The sequence below is a fragment of the Bacillus sp. AP50 genome, from assembly GCF_040492675.1.
Taxonomy (GTDB): Bacteria; Bacillota; Bacilli; order Bacillales; family Bacillaceae_G; genus Bacillus_A; species Bacillus_A cereus.
Genome location: NZ_JBEUTW010000057.1, coordinates 1 through 16,068, shown reverse-complemented (window position 1 = coordinate 16,068; position 16,068 = coordinate 1). Strand labels below are relative to the sequence as shown.

The following is a 16,068-nucleotide window of genomic DNA, read 5'->3' as shown; positions in this document are numbered from 1 at the left end:
TTTTTATTCCCATCCTTTGTATATGTCTTTACTTAAATAGCGCTCACTGCTATCAGGAAAAATCGTTACAATATTTGTACCTGGTGCTGCCTTCTCGGCCTCAAGTAAGCTCGCATGAAATGCTGCTCCTGAAGAGCTCCCAACGAGAAGTCCTTCTTTTTGCGCTAATTCTTTCACTCGTAAAAATGCATTTCGATCAGAAATCGTATGAATTTCATCAAAATAAGATGTCTTCAAAAATGGCGGGATAAATTCCAGTCCAATTCCTTCGGTCTCATGTGAACCAGCCTTACCACCATTTAAAATAGATCCTTCTGGCTCTACGATAACTGTTTTAATATCTATATTTTTTTCTTTCAAATAAGATGCAGTCCCCATAAACGTACCGCCAGTTCCTGCTCCAGCAACAAATATGTTAATCTCTCCATTCAATGCGTCCCACAGTTCAGGTCCTAGTGTTTTAAAATATGCACGAGGATTTGCCTCATTTGCGAACTGACTTGGAGAGTATGAATTCGGTAGTTCATTTACTAACTCTTTTGCTTTAGCAATTGCACCGGTCATTCCTTGCTCAGTCGGTGTATGCACGACCGTTGCACCTAGTGCTTTCATTAATTCTTGTTTTTCAATACTAAATTTCTCTGGTACACAAACAATAACACGTAAATCATGTTCTAATGCTGCAAGTGCCAGTCCAATACCAGTATTCCCAGCAGTCGGTTCAATAATTGTTCCACCCTGGGTCACAAGCCCTTTTTCTAGCGCATCTTCGATTAATTCTCTTCCTAAACGATCCTTAACGCTTCCGCCTGGGTTATAAAATTCAAGCTTTGCAAATAAACGGACTCCTTTCGGAAGTGAAAAACGAGTAATTTCTACAATTGGTGTATGACCAATTAACTCATGAACTCCACGATATACATTCATCGTGTTCTCCCCCTTGTTTGCCAATAAAGAAAAGGCAACTGTATGTATTTTCTTTATATGAGACAGTTGCCTTTTTGTTACATTACTTTAACTCTTCTAACACTTTTACGATAAAGTTTGTAGAATGAAGAGCTGCTTGATCTAAAAACTGATCAAATGAAACATTTGATTCTTTACCAGCAATATCAGAAAGTGCGCGAATGATAACAAACGGAATTTCATATTGGTGGCATACTTGTGCAACAGCTGCTGCTTCCATTTCTACCGCATAAAGATTTTCAAATTTATCACGGATGGCTGCAACGCGGTTCGGATCACTCATAAATGAATCACCTGTTGCAATCATACCTTTTACAACTTGAATATTTTCTTCAGCCTGCATACATTTCTCAGCTAATGCAACTAACGCCTCATCAGCTTTAAATCCAGGCGGCATTCCTGGTACTTGACCATATTCATAGTTAAATGCTGTTACATCTACGTCATGGTGACGAACTTCAGTGGAAATAACTACATCACCAACGTTTAGAGAATGATGGAATCCACCAGCTGAACCAGTATTAATTACTTTTTCAGGCTTATATTTTTCTAATAAAATTGTCGTTGACATCGCTGCGTTTACTTTACCAATACCAGACTTTAACAAGATTACTTCATGCCCTGCTAATAGCCCTTTCGTAAATTCACAACCTGCAACCGTTTCTGTCTCTGCTTGTTCTAATTTGTCACGTAAAATACGTACTTCTTCTTCCATTGCTCCAATTACAGCAATTCTCAATCTAATCCCTCTTTCTATTGCTTAGTTGCCTCCATTACCCAAACGAAATGATTTAATCTCGTGAACGTTACATGGAAGCCATTGTTTTCAAAAATAGTCTGCATAACTGGAATACGTGTATAGTATTCCGTTTGCAAATCGTTTGCTAACTGGTGGAAACCTCTTTGTTTTGCTGTTTCAACAGTTTTATCATATGCATCTTGATCTGCAAATATCGTATCAGCAAACACTATTTTACCACCTTTGTTTAGCAATTGACTATACTTCGCAATCGCTACATTTTTTTCATCATCTGTTAAATGATGAAATGCATAGGTGCTTACAATGGTATCAATTGAATTTGGAACTTCAAACGAAAGAAAATCACCGTCTGTAATTGAAAATTCTTTTGGCAATTTCTCTTTTGCAATCATGCGCATTTCACGCGACGGTTCTATACCGTAAACTGTGCGGCCAGCAAGTAATAATTTATTTGTTAAATTACCTGTACCGACACCAAATTCTAATACATTACCAAATGACTTGTGAACTACATCCTCTAGAATGTCCTCATAATGGGCGAAAACTTCTTTATATTGTATATCTTCGCCTTGTACAAATGAGTCGTACGTATGAGCCCACTCATCAAATAAACCATTAAATTCTGTACCCATAAAAATTCCCCTTTTTCTTATCGGTTTTATCAGTATGATATTCCCTCTTTCTAAAAATGTCAATTGAAATGTACATGGTATTTCCTTCTTTTCTTTGTTACACTATAGTTGATTACATAGGAGAGGGGCCGTCTTCATGTCATTTACCTTTGAAATGTTAGAAGATAAAGTAGAGTTTTTTGAAGCGGGAGACTTAGCTTCTTTAGAACGAAAAATTAGTGAACAAATTGATAATAATAAAGCACTTATGCTTGAAGTTCATCACATCTCACATCAAATGGTTATGGATCCTGAAAGCAAAAGACCGTATTATAGCGCGGTTGTTCATTTTAAATTAAAGAAATTGCGTTAACAAAAAAGAGAAGCTCCTAAGGAGCCTCTCTTTTTTAGTTTAGAGTTTGAACAAGTACTGGTTTCCAGCCCTCATTGTCTACCCAATCAATATTTACATAATATCTTTTCCCACTTTGCTTATCTTGAACATCACCATAAGCTTTGCTCTTTCCAGTTTTGTCTCTTCCAACAAAATGGAATACTAATTGCTCTTTCGGTACTTCAACACCTGCAGCAATTGCACTTTGCATCTCATTCCAATCTGATGAACCCTGTTTAAACGTCATCGCTGGTGATGAACCTTGTTCTGTTCCTACAGCTTTCCAAGAAGGTTTTGTATACGCCTCTTTTGCCTTAGATACAGTTTTCTCAGCTGATACTTTCTCGTTAGCTTTCGCTTCTTCTTCAGCTTTTTTCTGTTCTTCTTCAGCCTTTAGCTTCTCTTCTTCAGCTTTTTTCTTAGCTTCTGCTTGCTCTTGTTCTTTTTCTTTTTTCTTAGCAGATTCTTTATCTTCTAATTTTCCAGCTTTCTCATTCTTTGTTGTTTGTTGAGAGACTTTCTTATCAGTAGAAGATGCTTGCTCTTTCGTACTAGGAACGAACAATTGATATGCTACAATAGCTACTAATAGTAATACAATAGCGATTGCAATATTTAAAACACCGTTTTGACGACGTTTTTGTTGTTTCTGTTGGAATCTTGATCCTCCTGCCATTCTCCAAACCTCCATGCAGTTTTTCCTAATTGCTATTGTAACATTAAATCTAGAAAGGTTGAACATTTACAATGATATTTTCATGAAATGAAGACATTTCACTATAAATTGCAAGATTACTTTTCATTCTCCAATTGATAGATTGCTCCTACCATATCTTTAAAAATAGGTGTAACTTTATTCACTTTGCTATCAGTCTCTAGATCAACAACAACTAAAGCATATCTTGGATTCTCATACGGAAAATAACCTGCAAACCAGCGATTCGCCCTCGTCCCTTTCCCTGTTTGCGCTGTCCCGGATTTTCCAGCGACACTTAGTGGCAACGAACGGAATGCCGTTCCTGTTCCTTTCTCCCTTGTTACAACGCCTCTTAATAACTCTTGTAATGTTTTCACTGTTTTATACGAAAGCTGTTTTCCATTTAACGTATGGCTCTCAAATGTAAAAAAATCCGCTCCATTTTTATATACTATTTTTTCAACTGCTTTCACTTCCATCTTTTCTCCATTCCTCGCAATCGTCGCCATCATATTTGCAATTGCTAGAGGTGATATACGTACATCTTTCTGTCCAATTGCTGTTTGTTCTACCGCTTTTTTACTATTTTTATTTTCTTCATTCCCCCAAATAGTAGTACCCTTTTCTTCTGGCATTTGCTCAAAATGAGGTGTATGAAATACAGAACCTTTCCATCCAACCTTTTCATTTGCTCCTAAAGCTGCTACGTATGTTTCTAGCACCGTCTTATCCTTTTGTAATAGCTCGTTACCTAACTCGGAAAATGTCCTGTTACAGCTCCTAGCAAAGCTCTCTTTAAAGTTAAGTGTACCCATCCTAACTTGCGGGTCGTTTTCACCATATAAATCTTTATTACAGTTAAATGTCCGATTAAACAAATTTACTTTTTGATCAATGACTGCAGCTGCAACTACTGTTTTAAAAACAGAGCCTGGAAAATGTGGCGTTAACATTTGATTTTCAAGTGTAGTTTTATATAAATTCTCATCCCTTACTTGTAAAGACGGCTTACTAGCCATCGCTAATATTTCATTTGTCTTTACATCAAGTAATACTAGTCCCCCCTTCTTTACTTCATTCGCTTCAATCACTTCTTCTGCTTTTTGCTGCAACTCTTTATGTAAAGTAGTTTGAATCCTAACTGGATAAAATGGATTTCCTGGTGAAGTGTATTTCGCTTGCTTTCCGAAAATTGGTTCTCCTTGCCGATCTACTTGATATAATACTTTTGCCTCTCCATCAGTCAATAGAAATTCATCAAATGATTGCTGTAATCCTGAAATACCTATCGGCGTTTGTTTTGAGATTCTTTTCAATTCTCCATATCGCTTTTGAAACTCCCTTTCGTTCTCCCCTACATCACCAATTAAATGATTTATCTCTCCAGTTTGTTTTAATCGCACTTCAGCTGCTACAATACCTAATACATGTAATTCATTTACCTTCTCCATCTGCTCTCGTGTCACTCGAAATGGAGCAGTTTCTCCTTGTAGTGTAAATGCATTTTTATTATTTTTCATTTGTCTTCTAATCTCTTGTCTCGACACACCAATGATATGCGCGATTTTCTCTAACATGTCATTTTTTATTTGTAAAAATGGAAAAATAATTAAAACAGGATATTTTTCCTCACCTATTTTTTTACCATTACGATCTATAAACTGCCCACGTCCATCGTCTACTGTAATGGATTGTGTGCGTTGCGTAACACTTTTTTCAATTAAATTTATTTTGCGATCAGTAAATGATTCTGTATCTATAATTTGAATTTGGATTAAACGACAAAGCAATACAAACATAACGCTCATAAAACAAATTAAAACAATTGTAATTCTCCGTTTTATTTTCATAAAAAACACCTCGTCTATTGTAGTTTAGACGAGGTACTATTTTATTTATACAATCTCCAAAACAAAAACAGATATTATATAAGGCTATTATTGTTTCTTTGGCTTCTCTAAAAATTTCATAAGAAGCGATCTAAATTCAGTTTCATTCACTCCAGTGTTTTTAGCAACTTCAATTACAGTGGTTGTTACATTAGCCGCTATTTTTAAATAATCCTTACTAAGATTATCCATTTCATTTCTTTTTTCTTTTGCATTCTCAACTGTTACAGAATCAATACAAGTAATCATCTTATCTACAATATGTAAATAATTATTTTGTGCATCTATTATTTTTTGAATATCATCTTTATTACTTACTTTCGATTGTTTTAAATATGTATATGCTTGATTCACTTCATCTTTTAAAATTTTATCATTATTCTTCGCCTGTTCTTGTAACATATTCTTCATATCATCTATTGTTTTTTGATCCATCGAATCTCGCAATAAATAATCTGGATTCCCAATTGCGTAATCATACTTAATCGTTACATCTTGAAATATTTTCATGACAATTGCTAATTGATACGCTACATCAAAATCATTAAATTCCTTTTTATCTTGTGGATTTTCTAAGGCTTTTGAACTCTCAGTTGCTTTAATATCCTTTTTTTCTTCTTGCTTCACTTTTTCTCCCTTTGATGATGTAGTTTCTTCATTCGTTCCGCATGCAGCAAGTCCTAATATGGAGATGCTACAAACCAATCCTGTAAAGATTTTATGTTTCATAATTAGCCCCTTTTCCCTTTTAAAACCTATGGTCTCTAATTATGATATCAAAGCTTAAAGTGTTTTTTTGACATTTTTTGTCGAATCACTCTAAGGTTTACACAATTTTTTTCATTCTACAGAAAAAAAAGATTCTCCCGATAGGAGAATCTTTTTTTTATTTTACAGAGACAATCTCTACTTGCATTTCTCCGCCTGGTGTTTGGATTGTTACTTTCTCACCAATTTGCTTACCTAATAAGCTTTTTGCGATTGGAGAATCGTTAGAAATTCTTCCTTCGAATGGATCAGCTTCCGCGCTACCTACGATTGTATACGCTTCTTCATCTCCGTTTGGTAATTCTTTAAATGTTACTGTTTTACCTAATGTAACAACAGTAGATACTTCGCCAGTATCTTTAATGATAACTGCGTTACGAATCATATTTTCTAATTGTGTAATACGTCCTTCTACGAACGCTTGCTCATCTTTCGCTGCATCGTACTCAGAGTTCTCAGAAAGATCCCCGAAGCTACGTGCGATTTTAATACGTTCTACTACTTCTTTACGTCTTACTGTTTTTAATTGCTCAAGTTCGTTCTCTAGTTTTTGCTTACCCTCTTGCGTCATAGGGTATGTTTTTTCTGTTGACATATTTTCCACTCCTTTTATATACCAATCCCCCGAAAAAAAAGAGGAGTTCCATATGAAAACTCCTCCGCTTCCATTGTTAGCGGAGGTTTCTAGTACCCTTGCACTAGCGGAGTTGTCACATACAACCCCGTATTTCCAATTCTTCTTTATATAAAGAAGATATGTATGGAAAGTTGATATAAATATGCCCTCACCTATATATAGATGAGGTTGCATGTTTCATTGTATTCGATAAGAAGGGAAAAAATCCCTTCCTACCGTATATCTTTTACTATGCTATTACAAATTTACTTTTTGTTCAAGAATTGTTGCAATTTTTGTCACCATAATATCAATTGCAACGTGGTTTTGTCCACCTTCAGGGATAATAATATCCGCAAATTTCTTAGAAGGCTCAATAAATTGATTGTGCATTGGACGTACAACATTTACGTACTGATCAATAACTGAATCCATCGTACGACCGCGCTCTTTAATATCACGTTGCATGCGGCGCAGAATACGAAGGTCAGCATCCGTATCAACGAATAATTTAATGTCCATTAACTCGCAAAGACGTGGGTCTTCTAAAATAAGAATTCCTTCTAAAATAATTACATCTTTCGGCTCAACCGGAATAATTTCTTCTGAACGCGTATGCAATGTATAGTCATATACAGGCTTATCAATTTGCTCATATGCAAGCAACTGCTGCAAATGTTCAATTAACAGATCATTATCAAACGCAAGCGGATGATCATAATTTGTTTTTAAACGCTCTTCCATTGGTAAATGGCTTTGATCTTTGTAATAATAATCTTGCTCTAAGATTAAAATAGAATGACCTTTAAAATGGTCAAAAATCGCTTTCGTTACACTCGTTTTACCTGATCCCGAACCACCAGCAATTCCAATTACAACAGGCTTATTCGTCCCCATTCGACTATCACTCTTTCTTATTGAAGTATGCTTTTGCGCATCATATTATTCACATACACTCGTTGATCCACTTTGAATTTCACGATTTGCAACGGATGTCTCGCTGCATCTAATTCGTTTCCATCCTCATCCCAAATTTTCTCCACCGTTTGCGTAAAGTTTTCTATTTCTGGTCCAAAGAACTCCACTTCATGTCCTGGTTTGAAATGATTACGTTGCTCAATCGTTACGATGCCCGTTTCTTCATTATAATCTAACACTAAACCAGCAAAATCATACGTTGTTTTCTTACTATGATTTCCAAACATTTGCTCTTGATGTCCTGGAACCCCTTCAAAGAATGCAGGAGCTGTATCACGATTTGCACATTTATCAAGCTCATCTAACCATTCTTGTTTAAACTCAAAGTTATCTGGATCCGCACAATAAGCATCAATTACTTTACGATATACAGTTGCTACAGTCGCTACGTAATGGATTGATTTCATACGTCCTTCTACCTTTAAGCTATCGATTCCGATTTCAATCATTTTCGGAATTGATAAAATTAAATTTAAATCTTTTGGACTCATCGCAAAGTGAGCATCTCCTTCTTGGAATAGAGGAAGCTCTTTTGCATCTTTATGTTGTGATACTGTTTGAACTAAATCATAATCCCAGCGGCAAGATTGGCAACAACCACCACGATTAGAATCACGCGCTGTCATATGGTTACTTAATGTACATCTTCCTGAATATGCGATACACATTGCACCATGTACGAATGCTTCAATTTCAATATCCACTTTTTCTTTAATTTCTTTCATTTCTTCATAGCTTGCTTCACGAGCTAATACAAGGCGATGTAAACCTTCTTCTTTCCAATACTGTGCTGCTTTCCAGTTGGATAGTGATTGCTGTGTGCTTAAATGCACCTCAACAGAAGGCGCTACGCGTTTACAAGTCTCAATGATAAGCGGATCAGCAACGATAATTCCCGTTACGCCAGCTTTTTCAATCCCTTTTAAATATTCCTCTAGCCCGTCCATATTTTCATTATGTGCAAAGATATTTGTTGTTACGTATATTTTTGCTCCATACTTCTTTGCAAACTCAACGCCTTCTGCCATTTCTTCTAGCGTAAAGTTACCTGCATTCGAACGAAGACCAAATTCTTGTCCACCTAAATATACAGCATCTGCCCCGTAATGGATAGCTACTTTTAATTTTTCTAAGTTACCCGCAGGGATTAACAGTTCAGGTTTCTTCACAATAACACGTTTGCCATCGATCACTCGTGAAATTTCTTGTACAGTCATTTCCTACACCCTCCTCGTTTAGTAAACCGTTTCTTTAAAGAAGAATCCTGTATCTAACGGACGATTTACTGGTTGCATTTCTTCTATTTCTTTATATAGATCATCTTTCACGTCATAATATGCATCACGATCTTCTACGCATAAATCAATCGCTTGACGATATTTCTTCGTTACTTCAATAATGTATTCAGAGCTTTTTAGTACACCGTCGATTTTTAAGCTATCAACTTCAGCATCGATTAGTTCCTCTAATTCATCGATGAAACAAATGTCGTTCGGACTCATAATGTGAGTACCATTTTCATCTTCATAAATTGGATATTTATTGTTACGCTCTGGGTCATATAAGAACATATTCTCTTCATATTTTTTCTTTTCAATGTCAAGATTACGTCCTTGATACTCAAAGTAGTTTCCTACTAATGAACGCTTCGATTGGAACATACAAGTCATACCGTGAATTTGTACTTCCAGTTCCACTTCAGCATTTTCTTTTAAATCAACAATTTCATCTAAGCTAAGCTCACGAGCTAATACAGCACGCTTTGATCCTCTTTGTCCCCAGTAATTACAAGTGAACCAGTTTGTTGCTGTCGTTTCTGTATTCCAGTGCAACTGCATATTTGGTGCTACTTCACGAACAGCCATTAATACCGCTGGATCTCCGAAAACAATTGCATCTACATTTACTTCGTTTAAAAATGAAACGTAATCTGTTAATTCTTCTACTTTATCGTTGTGGAACATAGCGTTCATGGCTACGTATACTTTCACACCATTTTCATGTGCAATCTTCACAGCTTGTTTTACATCTTCACGTGAAAACTCCCCTGCTAAACGTAAACCAAACTTTTGCTCACCGATCATTACCGCATCTGCTCCTGCTTTCGCAAGTTGTTCGATATCCGCCACCGCTCTTGGCGTTACTAACAATTCAGGTTTCTTCATACCTTGGTCACCCTCTCTTTTTACTAACAGCTACTCCATCACCAATTGGGAAAATCGTTGTATCATATCCTTCATGGTTCATAAGCCACTCATTGTACGTCTTAATACGACGGATTAAACCACGTGTACGTCTGTTTTCAATTTTCTCTTTTGTCGTTACAAGACCGTGGTACATAACATTATCTGAAATAATTACGCCACCAGGATTTAATAACGGTTCATATAAGTCAAAAAAGCGACGATACTGTCCTTTTGCTGCATCAATAAAAATAACGTCAAATGTCCCGTGTTCTTTTACTTGTTCACCTGTCTCTAACGCATCACCGTAAATAACTGAAATACGATCTGTTACTGGGGAACGTTCTATATATTCAAGTGCTTTTTCATATCGCTCACGATTGCGCTCAACTGTCACAATACGTGAATTTGGAATAGCTTGCATCATACGAATACTAGAATAACCGATTGCTGTTCCAAGTTCTAAAATGCTTTTCGGTCCAATTAAACGTAAAAATTGCAGCATAAATTCCATTCCAAGTCGATCCATAATCGGCACATGATTTTCTGTTGCATATTCTTCCATTTCAAGAATTAATTTATCTTTCGGATCAATAAATGATAATAGGTACTCGTTAACTGCATCCTCCATAAATGGTCCTCCTTATTTACATGGAGAAGTGCCTCTATGACGTCTTTTCACACATAGAATGCAATAAAAATACAAGCCAGCTTTATCCTTAGCTTGTACGTCCCGTTTTGATATTAAAAACGATTCTTCTGCCAGTTTTTAACCCGATATATTTTACCACAAAAAAGAGGGATGTGCGACTTTTTTCGCTATCCCTCCCCATTTCACTATTTTTTCGTAATGTATTTTTGCTTTAATGCATTATGCTCTTCTAATGTTTTCGCATAGTACACTTCACCACTTGGTGCAGCTAAGAAATAATAATAATCTGTTTGCGCAGGTTCTAACGCAGCTTCTACTGAATGTTTACCAGAGTTTGCGATCGGCCCTACCGGTAATCCTTTTACAACATACGTATTGTACGGTGAGTTGACCTTTAAATCTTCGTATAATACACGTTGTTTATGCTTTCCAAGTGCATATAATACCGTTGGATCCGTTTGAAGCGGCATACCTTTTGCTAAACGATTATAAAAGACACTAGAGATCTTTTGACGATCTGTAAAACCAGTTGCCTCTTCTTCAATAAGTGAAGATAATGTTAAAAGCTGATGAACATCCCAATTCTTCGCTTTCATTTTCGCCTCATTTTGAACAATGATTGCATTTGTTTTCTCAAGCATTGGAATTACAATTTCTTCTAACGTCGTATCTTTCTTATAAAACGAATACGTTGCAGGATATAAATAACCTTCTAATGGGTATTTAATATTGCTATCAAAGATTTTATCCGTTAATAACTTCGGATACTTTTGCTGCATTTTTTGAATAAATGCTTTATCGTTTAATTGACGCGTAACATCATCTTTATTCCACTTTAGTTGTGTCGCAATCGTTTCTGCAATTTCAGTTACTTGCGCCCCTTCTTTAATCGTCACTTTATAAAGAGCTGGACGATGCACGTTGCCAGATGACATTTGTTCAATCACATCTTCAGCATTCATTGAAGGATTTAATAAATATGTACCTGCTTGTAAACTTTTCGATTTAGCCTTTGTATAAAAACTAAAAACTGTACCGTTTTTTACAGCGCCTTTTTCTTCTAAAATTTCTCCAATTTTACTTGTAGATGATCCTTTCGGAATTTCTACTTCAATCTCTTTTTTATTCCCGCTATCAACTGGTCCTAATGCGGATGAAATATACGCATAGACTGAACCACAAACTAAAAGCAGTGCAATAATCGAAAATAAAAAGATACGTCTACGCTTCTTTTTCACTTGATTCTCTATCAAAACATTTCCTCCTTACTTAATTGTAGACCGTATGTACACCTTTCTATACAGCACGATGTAAAAACGCAAAAAATTCACTTATCTTTTTTAATTGACACTTTATTTTTCTACAATCCGTCTCATTATACTACAAAGACTTACACAGTTTCGACAAAAAATCTTTCATTTTACATATAAATACAAAAAAAGATGGACTGTATGTCGTCCATCTTTTCAGTACTTATTATTCAGCTTCTTGCTCATCAGCTAGAGTGTTGAACATTTCTTGTACCATTTCCCACTCTTCTTCAGATTCGATTGGAAGTAAAGTTCCGCCCTCTTCTTCATTTTGCTCATAAGCCATTGCATCATAAATTTGGTCTCCATCTTCGTCTACTTCACCGATTGGAGAGAAGACTACGTATGATTTTTTCCCAAATTTTTCAGCGTCAAAAGTGAAAATAATTTCACATAAATGTTCGTTACCTTTTTCGTCTACAATTGTAATTTGATTTTCTTCCATTTTGGTCACCTCTTATTTACTATCTAAAAATCCTTGTAAGATTACGACTGCAGCCATCTTATCAATTACTTGCTTTCGCTTCTTACGGCTTACATCGGCTGAAATGAGCAGACGTTCCGCTGCCATTGTTGACAAACGCTCGTCCCACATTACAACGTCTAATTGTAACAGCTCTCGTAGGTTTTCTGCAAATTGTTGGCACGCTTCACCACGCGGGCCAATTGTACCATTCATATTTTTAGGTAAACCTACTACTATCTTGTCCACATTGTACTGCTTTACTAACTCAGAAATACGATCAAAACCAAAGTGACCTCGTTCTTCGTTAATCTTAATTGTTTCTAATCCTTGTGCTGTCCAGCCCATTTCGTCGCTAATTGCAACTCCGACTGTTTTTGTACCTACATCTAAACCTAATATCCGCATAAACTACTCCTCACGATGATGTTTCAAGTAAGACTTCACAAGCTCTTCAATTAACTCATCACGTTCAAGCTTGCGAATGATGCTACGTGCATCTTTATGGCGAGGTATGTATGCTGGGTCTCCACTTAATAAATAACCGACGATTTGGTTAATCGGATTATAGCCTTTTTCTTGAAGTGCATCATACACAGTTAAAAGTACATCATTTACATGGACACTCTGTTTTTCATCTTGAATGCTAAACTTCATTGTTTTATCAAAACCGTCCATTTCAAGCACCTCACTTATATAGTAAGTATAGGGAGAAGAACTTCTCCTCTCCCTACCATTGTACACTACTATCTCTTTATTTTGAAACAGATTTAACGTACTCTTGTACAAATGCTAAAGCTTCTTCGACTTGAGCTGGGTTTTTACCGCCTGCTTGTGCCATATCAGGACGGCCGCCACCGCCACCGCCGCAACGAGAAGCTACTTCTTTCACAAGTTTACCAGCATGGTAACCTTGGCTAATTAAGTCTTTCGTTACACCTGCTAGGATGTTTACTTTATCGTCATTAACAGACGCTAATACAACAACTGCTGACTCTAATTTATTTTTCAGATCATCCATCATCGTACGTAAGTTATTCATATCTGCAACATTTACTTTCGCTGCTAATACATTCACACCATCAACTGTCATTACAGAATCAGTTAAGTTTCCAGCTTCGATATTGCTTAATTTCGCAGCAAGAGATTCATTTTCTTTTTGCAGTTGTTTCACTTCAGCAAATAGACCATCAACTCTTGTTAAAATATCTTTCGGATTTGTTTTCATTTTTCCTGCTGCTTCTTTTAATAAACCTACTTGATCGTTCATTAATTCGTATGCAGACTTACCAGTTACTGCTTCAATACGACGAGTTCCTGCACCGATACCAGACTCAGCAACGATTTTGAAAATACCGATAGAAGCTGTATTATCAACGTGACAACCACCACAAAGCTCTAAGCTGTAATCGCCAACTTGTACAACGCGTACAACATCTCCGTATTTTTCACCGAATAATGCCATTGCGCCCATTTCTTTCGCTTCTTCGATTGCTTTTTGAGAAATCTCAACATCAATACTTTCCCAAATTTTCTCGTTTACCATACGCTCAATTTTTTCTAATTCGTCAGCTTGTACTTGACCGAAGTGAGAGAAGTCAAAGCGTAGACGTTCAGAAGTTACAAGAGAACCTGCTTGGTTAACGTGTGTTCCAAGTACGTCTTTTAATGCTTGGTGTAGTAAATGAGTTGCTGTATGATTTTTTACAACGCTACTACGGTTTTTCGTATCGATAATAGCTTTTACAGCCGCATCTTTCGTTAATGTACCTTCTTCAACAACAACTTTATGCAAGTTTTGGCCGTTTGGTGCTTTTTGTACGTCTTTTACAAGAACTTTCACACCATCCGCAAGAAGGTAACCACGGTCTGCAATTTGTCCACCGCTCTCAGCATAGAATGGTGTTACATCAAGCATTAATTGTCCTTCTTCACCAGCTTGTAAGCTGTCTGTGTATTCACCGTTTTTCACAAGTGCAACAACGTTACTTTCTGTTGCAACTGTACCGTAACCAACGAATTCGCTCGCTACTTTAATTTCTCCAAGGACACCACCTTGAACTTGCATAGAATCAACGTCTTGACGAGCAGCACGTGCACGCTCACGTTGTTTTTCCATTTCATTTTCAAAGCCTTCATGATCAACTGTCATGCCAGCTTCTTCTGCATATTCTTCTGTTAATTCAATTGGGAAACCGTATGTGTCATATAGACGGAACGCATCTACTCCAGAAATAACAGTTGTTTTTTCTTCTTTTGCTTTTGCAATTACTTCAGCTAAAATTGCTTCACCATCATGAAGTGTTTCGTGGAAACGCTCTTCTTCGTTCTTCACAACTTTCGCGATGAAATCTTTCTTTTCAAGTACTTCTGGATAGAAGTCTTTCATTACTTCTCCAACAACCGGTACTAATTCAAACATAAATGGACGATTGATGTTTAATTTCTTCGAATAACGAACAGCGCGGCGTAATAAACGACGTAATACATAACCACGGCCTTCGTTAGATGGAAGAGCACCGTCACCAACAGCGAATGTTACTGTACGGATATGGTCAGCAATTACTTTGAATGCCATATCTTTTTCTAAATCGCCATTACGATATTTTTCACCAGAAATTGTTTCTGTTGCACCAATCATCGGCATGAATAGGTCTGTATCGAAGTTTGTAGGCACATCTTGAACGATAGATGTCATACGCTCTAGACCCATCCCTGTATCAATGTTTTTCTTAGGAAGTGGTGTATATGAACCGTCTGGATTATGGTTAAATTGAGAGAATACAAGGTTCCATACTTCTAAGTAACGCTCGTTTTCTCCGCCTGGATATAATTCTGGGTCACTAAAGTCATTACCGTAGGCTTCTCCGCGGTCATAGAAAATCTCTGTATTCGGTCCACTTGGTCCTTCACCGATATCCCAGAAGTTTTCTTCTAAGCGAATAATACGCTCTTTTGGAACGCCCATTTTCTCATTCCAAATTGTGAATGCTTCTTCATCTTCTGGATGGATTGTAACTGATAGTAATTCTTTATCGAATCCGATCCATTTGTCGCTCGTTAAGAATTCCCAAGCCCATGTAATTGCTTCTTCTTTGAAGTAATCACCAATTGAGAAATTTCCTAACATTTCAAAGAATGTATGGTGACGAGCTGTTTTCCCTACGTTTTCAATATCGTTTGTACGAATTGATTTTTGAGCATTTGTAATACGTGGATTTTGTGGGATTACACGTCCATCAAAATATTTTTTTAATGTAGCTACACCACTATTAATCCATAGAAGAGATGGATCTTCATGCGGAACTAGTGATGCACTAGGTTCTACTGCATGTCCTTTTTCTTGGAAAAAGTCTAAAAACATTTGACGAATTTGTGCGCCTGTTAGTTGTTTCATTGTATTTTCCTCCTTAAATATAAAAAACTCCCGTCCCTATAAAAGGGACGAGAGTTAACTCGCGATACCACCCTAATTATGAATTGATTACAATAACAATCAATTCATCACCTCATGGTGCCGTAACGTGGCAAGACGGCAGTGATTAGCTGCTCTCAGGATTAGCTTTCTGTTACCCTTCATTTAAAGCTTCTTTCAGCCATATGGAAGCTTCTCTCTATAAATGGACTGTAACGTACTTGTTCCGTCATTGATTTAATGTATTATATGACTAAATATAATAGAATTCTCTTAAGTTTGTCAATGTAGATAATCATTTATATTGGATTAATTACTTATTAATCATAAGTATTCTACTATTCATTCTTAACAGCCTTTTCATAT

17 protein-coding genes and 1 other annotated feature are annotated in these 16,068 nt (G+C 36.5%); of the genes, 1 reads left to right on the top strand and 16 read right to left on the bottom strand.

The genetic code is table 11. The annotated features are described in order from the left end of the window. Positions 1 to 3 precede the first annotated feature (3 nt). From ABWK52_RS06150 to ABWK52_RS06140, 3 genes are all read right to left on the bottom strand, one after another. Complete coding sequence (locus ABWK52_RS06150; RefSeq protein WP_001103881.1) at positions 4 to 927, bottom strand: O-acetylserine dependent cystathionine beta-synthase; 924 nt, start codon at positions 925 to 927, stop codon at positions 4 to 6. Positions 928 to 1,009: 82 nt separating this feature from the next. Further along, the gene (gene mtnN / locus ABWK52_RS06145; RefSeq protein WP_001217024.1) at positions 1,010 to 1,705 is read right to left on the bottom strand and encodes a 5'-methylthioadenosine/S-adenosylhomocysteine nucleosidase; all 696 of its coding nucleotides are present in this window, start codon (positions 1,703 to 1,705) and stop codon (positions 1,010 to 1,012) included. A gap of 14 nt (positions 1,706 to 1,719) precedes the next feature. Beyond that, positions 1,720 to 2,358: a class I SAM-dependent methyltransferase gene (locus tag ABWK52_RS06140; RefSeq protein ID WP_000536310.1), complete on the bottom strand. Its 639-nt coding sequence runs from the start codon at positions 2,356 to 2,358 to the stop codon at positions 1,720 to 1,722. A 136-nt stretch (positions 2,359 to 2,494) separates the two neighbouring features. Between ABWK52_RS06140 and ABWK52_RS06135 the strand changes: the two genes are divergently transcribed. Further along, positions 2,495 to 2,710: a YrzA family protein gene (locus ABWK52_RS06135; RefSeq protein WP_000010984.1), complete on the top strand. Its 216-nt coding sequence runs from the start codon at positions 2,495 to 2,497 to the stop codon at positions 2,708 to 2,710. Between the two features lie 34 nt (positions 2,711 to 2,744). Here the strand turns inward: ABWK52_RS06135 and ABWK52_RS06130 are convergent, their stop codons facing one another. The 13 genes from ABWK52_RS06130 to alaS form a co-directional block, all read right to left on the bottom strand. After that, the gene (locus ABWK52_RS06130; RefSeq protein ID WP_098541540.1) at positions 2,745 to 3,407 is read right to left on the bottom strand and encodes a YrrS family protein; all 663 of its coding nucleotides are present in this window, start codon (positions 3,405 to 3,407) and stop codon (positions 2,745 to 2,747) included. Positions 3,408 to 3,523: 116 nt separating this feature from the next. Continuing rightward, positions 3,524 to 5,278 carry a peptidoglycan D,D-transpeptidase FtsI family protein gene (locus ABWK52_RS06125; protein WP_098541538.1) on the bottom strand — a complete coding sequence of 585 codons (1,755 nt, stop codon included), beginning with the start codon at positions 5,276 to 5,278 and terminating at the stop codon, positions 3,524 to 3,526. 87 nt (positions 5,279 to 5,365) lie between these two features. Further along, a complete protein-coding gene (locus ABWK52_RS06120) occupies positions 5,366 to 6,046 on the bottom strand; it encodes a hypothetical protein (RefSeq protein WP_000680878.1) in 681 nt (226 codons plus the stop codon). Positions 6,047 to 6,203: 157 nt separating this feature from the next. Next, positions 6,204 to 6,680, bottom strand: a complete 477-nt coding sequence (gene greA, locus ABWK52_RS06115) for a transcription elongation factor GreA (RefSeq protein WP_000102591.1) — start codon at positions 6,678 to 6,680, stop codon at positions 6,204 to 6,206. Positions 6,681 to 6,959: 279 nt separating this feature from the next. Then, positions 6,960 to 7,598, bottom strand: a complete 639-nt coding sequence (gene udk, locus ABWK52_RS06110; RefSeq protein WP_000537078.1) for a uridine kinase — start codon at positions 7,596 to 7,598, stop codon at positions 6,960 to 6,962. 17 nt (positions 7,599 to 7,615) lie between these two features. After that, entirely contained in the window at positions 7,616 to 8,896 is a 1,281-nt protein-coding gene (locus tag ABWK52_RS06105) for a peptidase U32 family protein (RefSeq protein ID WP_000217974.1), read from the bottom strand. A gap of 18 nt (positions 8,897 to 8,914) precedes the next feature. After that, a complete protein-coding gene (locus ABWK52_RS06100; RefSeq protein ID WP_000742807.1) occupies positions 8,915 to 9,844 on the bottom strand; it encodes a peptidase U32 family protein in 930 nt (309 codons plus the stop codon). Positions 9,845 to 9,851: 7 nt separating this feature from the next. Further along, the gene (locus ABWK52_RS06095) at positions 9,852 to 10,493 is read right to left on the bottom strand and encodes an O-methyltransferase (RefSeq protein ID WP_000389102.1); all 642 of its coding nucleotides are present in this window, start codon (positions 10,491 to 10,493) and stop codon (positions 9,852 to 9,854) included. 206 nt (positions 10,494 to 10,699) lie between these two features. Next, positions 10,700 to 11,767, bottom strand: coding sequence for an endolytic transglycosylase MltG (mltG, locus tag ABWK52_RS06090; RefSeq protein ID WP_098541537.1), 1,068 nt, complete (start codon positions 11,765 to 11,767; stop codon positions 10,700 to 10,702). A 223-nt stretch (positions 11,768 to 11,990) separates the two neighbouring features. Further along, positions 11,991 to 12,269, bottom strand: coding sequence for a DUF1292 domain-containing protein (locus ABWK52_RS06085; protein ID WP_000392247.1), 279 nt, complete (start codon positions 12,267 to 12,269; stop codon positions 11,991 to 11,993). Between the two features lie 12 nt (positions 12,270 to 12,281). Further along, a complete protein-coding gene (ruvX, locus tag ABWK52_RS06080; RefSeq protein WP_001221193.1) occupies positions 12,282 to 12,695 on the bottom strand; it encodes a Holliday junction resolvase RuvX in 414 nt (137 codons plus the stop codon). Positions 12,696 to 12,698: 3 nt separating this feature from the next. Beyond that, complete coding sequence (locus ABWK52_RS06075) at positions 12,699 to 12,965, bottom strand: IreB family regulatory phosphoprotein (protein ID WP_000348590.1); 267 nt, start codon at positions 12,963 to 12,965, stop codon at positions 12,699 to 12,701. Positions 12,966 to 13,041: 76 nt separating this feature from the next. After that, the gene (gene alaS, locus ABWK52_RS06070; protein ID WP_000811831.1) at positions 13,042 to 15,684 is read right to left on the bottom strand and encodes an alanine--tRNA ligase; all 2,643 of its coding nucleotides are present in this window, start codon (positions 15,682 to 15,684) and stop codon (positions 13,042 to 13,044) included. A 40-nt stretch (positions 15,685 to 15,724) separates the two neighbouring features. Further along, positions 15,725 to 15,944, bottom strand: a binding site (T-box leader). Positions 15,945 to 16,068 lie beyond the last annotated feature (124 nt).

Bases quoted from the DNA above. Each gene is read 5' to 3' on its own strand.
- ABWK52_RS06150 (WP_001103881.1), bottom strand. From the start codon at position 927: ATGAATGTATATCGTGGAGTTCATGAGTTAATTGGTCATACACCAATT.
- ABWK52_RS06140 (WP_000536310.1), bottom strand. From the start codon at position 2,358: ATGGGTACAGAATTTAATGGTTTATTTGATGAGTGGGCTCATACGTAC.
- ABWK52_RS06135 (WP_000010984.1), top strand. From the start codon at position 2,495: ATGTCATTTACCTTTGAAATGTTAGAAGATAAAGTAGAGTTTTTTGAA.
- ABWK52_RS06130 (WP_098541540.1), bottom strand. From the start codon at position 3,407: ATGGCAGGAGGATCAAGATTCCAACAGAAACAACAAAAACGTCGTCAA.
- ABWK52_RS06125 (WP_098541538.1), bottom strand. From the start codon at position 5,278: ATGAAAATAAAACGGAGAATTACAATTGTTTTAATTTGTTTTATGAGC.
- ABWK52_RS06120 (WP_000680878.1), bottom strand. From the start codon at position 6,046: ATGAAACATAAAATCTTTACAGGATTGGTTTGTAGCATCTCCATATTA.
- greA (WP_000102591.1), bottom strand. From the start codon at position 6,680: ATGTCAACAGAAAAAACATACCCTATGACGCAAGAGGGTAAGCAAAAA.
- udk (WP_000537078.1), bottom strand. From the start codon at position 7,598: ATGGGGACGAATAAGCCTGTTGTAATTGGAATTGCTGGTGGTTCGGGA.
- ABWK52_RS06105 (WP_000217974.1), bottom strand. From the start codon at position 8,896: ATGACTGTACAAGAAATTTCACGAGTGATCGATGGCAAACGTGTTATT.
- ABWK52_RS06100 (WP_000742807.1), bottom strand. From the start codon at position 9,844: ATGAAGAAACCTGAATTGTTAGTAACGCCAAGAGCGGTGGCGGATATC.
- ABWK52_RS06095 (WP_000389102.1), bottom strand. From the start codon at position 10,493: ATGGAGGATGCAGTTAACGAGTACCTATTATCATTTATTGATCCGAAA.
- ABWK52_RS06085 (WP_000392247.1), bottom strand. From the start codon at position 12,269: ATGGAAGAAAATCAAATTACAATTGTAGACGAAAAAGGTAACGAACAT.
- ruvX (WP_001221193.1), bottom strand. From the start codon at position 12,695: ATGCGGATATTAGGTTTAGATGTAGGTACAAAAACAGTCGGAGTTGCA.
- ABWK52_RS06075 (WP_000348590.1), bottom strand. From the start codon at position 12,965: ATGGACGGTTTTGATAAAACAATGAAGTTTAGCATTCAAGATGAAAAA.
- alaS (WP_000811831.1), bottom strand. From the start codon at position 15,684: ATGAAACAACTAACAGGCGCACAAATTCGTCAAATGTTTTTAGACTTT.